Annotated in this window: 2 protein-coding genes; both read left to right on the plus strand. The window is 55.3% G+C overall.

Annotation, left to right across the window (positions count from 1 at the left end):
* Positions 1-2292: aconitate hydratase AcnA (acnA, locus tag QGH09_09610; GenBank protein HJO18440.1), on the plus strand; the 2292-nt coding region annotated here is incomplete at its 5' end.
* Between the two features lie 10 nt (positions 2293-2302).
* On the plus strand, positions 2303-3171 hold an 869-nt coding region (gene queG, locus QGH09_09615), incomplete at its 3' end, for a tRNA epoxyqueuosine(34) reductase QueG (GenBank protein HJO18441.1).

Here is a 3171-nt window from a genome sequence, read left to right on the forward strand (position 1 = left end):
GTCCAAGTCGACTATTTTGGACGACCCGATGCATTGTTATTGAATGCTGAGCTTGAATATCAGCGCAACCGTGAGCGATATGCATTCCTCCGATGGGGACAGAACGCGTTCGGAAACTTCCAAGTCGTGCCGCCAGAAACCGGAATCGTGCATCAGGTTAACTTGGAATACCTTGCGCGAGTCGTTTGTTGTGAGACGATTGACGGCCAGGTCGTCGCATTTCCAGACACACTCGTTGGTACGGACTCACACACCACAATGGTTAATGGGCTCGGTGTGATCGGGTGGGGTGTCGGCGGGATCGAAGCAGAGGCGGCGATGCTTGGGCAGCCGATATCAATGCTTACTCCAGAAGTGGTTGGGTTTCGATTAACCAACAGGTTGAATGAAGGCATCACCGCAACGGACCTCGTGCTCACCATTACCGAGCGACTTCGCCAGCATGGGGTTGTAGGGAAGTTTGTTGAATTTTTCGGAACCGGTCTTGAGCATCTGACAATTGCCGATCGTGCAACGTTGGGTAACATGGCGCCTGAATACGGTGCAACAGTTGCGGTCTTCCCAATCGACGAAATGACACTGGACTACCTTCGGCTTACCGGGCGAGACAGTGAGCATGTAGCACTGGTCGAGGCATACGCCAAGGCGCAAGGCCTCTTTCGCGATCCGTCGAATCATCCTGAGTACACGACCACTCTTGAACTCGATCTTGCAACGGTAGAAGCTAGCCTGGCGGGCCCGAAGCGACCACAGGACCGGGTAGCCCTTAGCCAGGCAAAGACGGAGTTCGCAAATGCGCTCAGCGAGATTCGAGGGCAGTCCCCAACCCCGACTGGCGATGGACTAGAGGATGGGTCGGTCGTCGTTGCCGCGATCACGAGTTGCACAAACACCTCAAACCCCAGTGTGCTGATCGGGGCGGGGCTGCTTGCCAAGAAGGCGGTTGAACGTGGCTTGAAGGTTAAGCCATGGGTCAAAACAAGCCTTGCGCCTGGGTCGCAGGTGGTGACTGATTACCTTAAGAAATCCGGCCTTCTAAAGTATCTAGAAGACCTTGGATTCCATCTCGTGGGGTATGGGTGCACGACGTGCATCGGTAATTCCGGTCCCTTGCCGAAGGAGGTATCGGATACCGTCACCGCGCGTGATTTGGTCGTGGCGTCTGTCTTGAGTGGAAACCGGAACTTCGAAGGGCGAATTCAGCAGCAAATACGGGCGAACTATCTAGCATCACCTCCACTAGTCGTTGCTTATGCGCTCGCTGGTCGAATGACCCTTGACTTGACTCGGGAAGCGCTTGGGCTGGGGTCCAACGGACAAGAGGTTTTCTTAAGTGACATCTGGCCGACCTCACAGGAAATTCAGACGAGTATGAGTGCTTCGGTCAAGGCCGAGATGTTCACAAAGAGTTACCGCTCGGTATTCGTCGGCGACAGTCGTTGGCAAGCCCTTCCGTCGCCTGAGGGCGACCAGTTTGCTTGGGACGCTACGTCGACTTACATTCGGCACCCACCGTTTTTTGAAGATTTAATGCTCGAGCCCTCCCCACTGGAAGACATATGCGGGGCCCGAGTACTAGCTGTGCTTGCTGACAGCGTAACGACCGATCACATCTCACCGGCCGGTGCAATCGCCAGTGACAGCCCTGCCGGCCGATATTTGATCGAGCAGGGCGTACCGCCGTCCGAGTTCAATTCCTATGGTGCGCGGCGCGGCAACCACGAAGTCATGATGCGCGGGACTTTCGGCAACATTCGACTTCGCAATCAACTAGCGCCTGGTACCGAAGGAGGGTGGACGCGATATCAACCCGAGGATGAGCAGATGCCCATTTACGATGCTGCTGTTAAGTATCGTGAAGCTGGAACGCCGCTAGTCGTACTGGCTGGGAAAGAGTATGGTTCGGGGTCGTCGCGTGACTGGGCTGCCAAAGGTACACGATTGCTCGGCGTACGGGTCGTTCTCGCTGAGAGCTTTGAGCGGATTCATCGGAGCAACCTTGTCAATATGGGCGTACTCCCACTGGAGTTCAGTGAAGGTGGCGGGGTATCGTCCTTCGGCCTCACCGGAAGAGAGAAGTTCGATTTTCTAGGCATCGTCAACCAACTCGCGCCACGTGGCCAAATCGACGTGCGTGTCCAGCGGGCCAGTGGTGAAGAATTGATATTTCCTGCCACTATTAGAATTGATACCCCTGACGAACTTGTAGCGTTCCAACACGGCGGTATTCTGCCATACGTCCTCCGTCAGATTGTTATGTCTCAGAGTCGCCCACAGACCGACGAGCACTAATGTCACACTGATGATCACCGCCCCTGAAATAAAGGCACAGGCACTCGAACTGGGCTTCGATTTGTGTGGAATCGCTCCGGTTGTGAGTCTGCCAGAGCTAGGCTTTCTCCGTGAATGGGTTGATCACGGATACGCGGGTGAGATGTCGTATATGACACGGAGTGCCGACCGGCGCTCGGATGTCCGCGCGGTACTGCCGTCGGCTAGGTCAGTCGTAATGCTAGCGACGGTTTATCATGTCGACCGTCCGTACTCGATTGAAACAGGTAAACCGACCGAAGCAAGCATCGCGCGTTATGCCTGGGGTGATGACTATCACCAGGTTATAGGTGCACGCACTGACGCGTTGTGTCGATGGATGGCCGAACGGGCTGGAGCAGCGTTTCAGGGTAAGGCCTATGTTGATACAGGTCCGGTGCAGGAGCGTGTTTACGCACAACACGCCGGCCTTGGTTGGATCGGTAAAAACACCTGTCTCATTAACGCCGAGCAAGGCTCGTGGCTGTTCTTGTCGGAAATCATTTGTAGTTTGGACCTACCACCCGATGAAGCTGCGCTGGACCAGTGCGGAAATTGCACTCTGTGCATCGAGGCGTGTCCCACCGAAGCCCTTCCAAGACCGTGGGTGCTCGATGCAACCAAGTGTCTATCCTATCTGACGATCGAGCTAAAAAACGGTGTGCCGGAGTCACAGCGTGACGACCTCACGAACCATGTGTTTGGATGTGATATCTGTCAGGATGTCTGTCCATGGAACAGTGCCCCGGCCAAGTCGGATGACGGTGCCTGGGCTCCACGCGCCATATTCGATAGGCCAAGTCTTACCGATCTCTGGACACGGTCGGATGCGGAGCTACGTGTGGCGATAAAGGGTTCTGC

The sequence above is a fragment of the Vicinamibacterales bacterium genome (genome assembly GCA_036012125.1).
GTDB lineage: Bacteria > Acidobacteriota > Vicinamibacteria > Vicinamibacterales > UBA823 > UBA11600.